Origin of the sequence: Candidatus Caldatribacterium sp. (genome assembly GCA_014359405.1) — a bacterium.
GTDB lineage: Bacteria > Atribacterota > Atribacteria > Atribacterales > Caldatribacteriaceae > Caldatribacterium > Caldatribacterium oleiphilum.
Genome location: JACIZN010000182.1, coordinates 1 through 2,144, shown reverse-complemented (window position 1 = coordinate 2,144; position 2,144 = coordinate 1). Strand labels below are relative to the sequence as shown.

The 2,144-nt window shown below is 54.5% G+C and carries 5 protein-coding genes; all 5 read right to left on the bottom strand.

Features of this window, described 5'->3' with window-relative positions; translation table 11 throughout:
• On the bottom strand, positions 1–423 hold a 423-nt coding region (locus H5U36_10160), incomplete at its 3' end, for a F0F1 ATP synthase subunit alpha (GenBank protein MBC7218469.1).
• On the bottom strand, positions 407–664 hold the full coding sequence (locus tag H5U36_10155; protein MBC7218468.1) for a F0F1 ATP synthase subunit delta: 258 nt from the start codon (positions 662–664) through the stop codon (positions 407–409). The genes H5U36_10160 and H5U36_10155, both read right to left, overlap by 17 nt.
• Positions 654–1,169, bottom strand: a complete 516-nt coding sequence (gene atpF / locus H5U36_10150) for a F0F1 ATP synthase subunit B (protein MBC7218467.1) — start codon at positions 1,167–1,169, stop codon at positions 654–656. Before atpF ends, H5U36_10155 begins: the two co-directional genes overlap by 11 nt.
• Before the next feature lie 14 nt (positions 1,170–1,183).
• Complete coding sequence (atpE, locus tag H5U36_10145) at positions 1,184–1,450, bottom strand: ATP synthase F0 subunit C (protein ID MBC7218466.1); 267 nt, start codon at positions 1,448–1,450, stop codon at positions 1,184–1,186.
• A gap of 38 nt (positions 1,451–1,488) precedes the next feature.
• On the bottom strand, positions 1,489–2,124 hold the full coding sequence (locus H5U36_10140) for a F0F1 ATP synthase subunit A (protein ID MBC7218465.1): 636 nt from the start codon (positions 2,122–2,124) through the stop codon (positions 1,489–1,491).
• Positions 2,125–2,144: the final 20 nt, after the last annotated feature.

The window sequence follows — 2,144 nt, the reverse complement described above, 5'->3', positions numbered from 1 at the left end:
GGGGATTCGGTCTATGACTGGTGGAGCGGGAGAGAACACCCGTCGCTTTCCCCGACAAGCTGGAGCTTGCTCGCCATCGAGGGGCTCTCCGAGGGGGTTCACAACCCGCCCGAGGAGCTCTTCTCCGGCTGGAACCTCAAGGACGGTTTTGGTGCGGAAGACCGGGTCCCCAGCATGGAGTTCCGTATAGTCGCCGAAAAGGATGCACTGGAGGTGTTCCTTCTCAAGCCCAAGGACCTGGCCCCGGATGCCTCGCCGCCCGAAAAGGAGCACCTCTCCAAGCATTGCCCGGCGCAGGCCCCGAACCCGGGCAATGCCATCCTGAACCTCAAGGACCTCTCCGACCTCCCCAATTTCCGGCTCGGGCCGGTACGTGGTGACGATTTCCCGGGCTCTCTTGAGGATGTCAGCTGCTTTGGCCATGGATGGAGTCTCCCTCCCGGAGGATTTGCTCTCGGAGTCGCTCAAGCTGTGTCTTTACACTGCAGTCGATGAGGAGCTCTCCCCAGAGAATCACCACACCTCCAATGAGAGATGGGTCAATTTCCTCCTCAAGGACAAAGGGCTTGGGGATGATCCGGCTGAGCTTTGCGTAGATGATTTCCTTCTGTTCCTCGGTGAGGGGGAAGGGGACGAGAACCCGTACTCGTTCCTCATCCTTCATGGGCGATTTCCATCTCCATTTCGAGACGGTGTACCGCTTCTTCAAGCATCTCCTCGATGATTTGCGTTTGAACCTCCGGGGTTATATGGGTCTTCAGAATTCTTTTGACGACCTCTTCGGAGATGTTCACGATGTCCTCTTTGAGCTCGGCAAAAATTCGCTCAATCTCCCGTCGAGCTCGACGCTCGTACTCCCGCTTGATTTTCTCCGCTTCCTGGTACGCCTCCTGGATGATGGTTTCCTTGATTTTCTGGGCTTCCCTCTTGGCCTCATCGAGCATCTCGAGGTACTTCTCCCTGAGGTTCTTGAGCTCTTCCTCGAGGCGCTTCCGTTCCTCTTCAAGAGCCTGCTTCTCCTCCTCGATGCGCTCAAGTTCCCCCCGGATGTGGCTTGAGCGGGCATCGAGCGCCTTCACCACCGGCTTGAAGAGAAATCGAAAGAGGATGAAGACCAGGGCGATGAAATTCACGATTTGGAAAATGATGCTCCGATCGACGCGAATCATAAAGGGGAATCCCCCTACTTGAAGACGTATTTGAGAAGGGGATTGGCAAAAAGGAGAATAAAGGAGACAACGAGAACGTAGATGGCCAAGGACTCAAGCATCGCAAGGCCCACAAAGAGCGTCCGGCTGATGGGACCTGCCGCCTCAGGCTGCCGCGCAATGCTCTCCAGGGCCTGAGAGCATGCTTTCCCCTGGCCCATGGCCGGAAACATCACCCCAAGGGCAATGGCAAACCCCGCCGTAAAAACCGTGACGCAGAGGAAGAGTATTTCTCCTTGCATATTCTCAAGCCTCCTTTACATTGACGCACATTATACTCCTAATGCCCTGAGGATTCAACCGCTGCACTCAGGTACACCACGGTGAGGACGGTGAAGATGTACGCCTGGATGATACCGGTGAAGATGCTGAAAAGCATCATCGGGAGAGGGAGAAAAAGCGGAGAAAGGAGGAAGAGAATGGCGATGATGATTTCCTCGCCCATGATGTTTCCGAAAAGACGAAGAGCTAAAGAAACGGTCCGGGTGATTTCGCTTATGACGTGGAAGGGGGCAAGAATTGGCGAGGGAGAAAAGTAGCTCTTCAGATAGTTCTTGAGCCCCCTTGTCCTTATGCCGTAGAAAGGCACGGCAAAGAACACCACAAGCGCCAGGGCAAGAGTCGTGTTGAAATCACTCGTTGGGGACTTGAGGCCCGGAACAAGGCCGGCCACATCCGAGGTTCCGATGAAAAGGGCTAAAGTCCCCACAAGGGGTAAGAATTTCCTTCCATTTCCCGGGGACATGTCCTCGATGAGATTGATAATGGCCTCGACAAAGAGCTCCACAATATTCTGGAGACGCGTGGGAACGAGGCTCATTTTCCGGGTGAGGAGAAAAGAAAGAAGGACAAGAAACCCCATAACCACCCAGGTGGAGACAACGGTTTTTGTGATTGGAAGACCAAAGAAGACGATAAGGACGTGAGGGTTAAGCA